Origin of the sequence: Leptotrichia sp. OH3620_COT-345 (assembly GCF_003932895.1) — a bacterium.
Taxonomy (GTDB): domain Bacteria; phylum Fusobacteriota; class Fusobacteriia; order Fusobacteriales; family Leptotrichiaceae; genus Pseudoleptotrichia.
Genome location: NZ_RQYW01000172.1, coordinates 1 through 310, shown reverse-complemented (window position 1 = coordinate 310; position 310 = coordinate 1). Strand labels below are relative to the sequence as shown.

Sequence of the window (310 nt, the reverse complement as noted above, 5' to 3'; positions counted from 1 at the left end):
ATTTACCTATAGGGAAGGCAGCATTAAGAGAACAGTTAATGCCGGGCTTGTTTATCCCTGTGTTACCTGACAGTAAGAAAATAGGAAAACCTGATTATCTGCATTCTAATGTGGTGATAGGTGATCAAATTAATAAAATAAAAGATAATTATTTGGATTCTATAGAGGAAGGCAAAACTGTTTCAAAAAAAGATATAAAAAATTTAGTAAGCAACCCACATGGAACTTATGTTTACGAAAGTGCATTAATCTCAGAAGAAATCTATAATAAATTTAGAGAATATAGAACAGCAAATACAATAAGAAAAAA

At 30.0% G+C, this 310-nt stretch carries 1 protein-coding gene; it reads left to right on the top strand.

Annotated elements, in window-relative coordinates; all coding sequences use genetic code 11:
- Nucleotides 1-310 (top strand): hypothetical protein (locus EII29_RS12490; protein ID WP_158612572.1); only part of this gene is annotated, 310 nt, incomplete at both ends.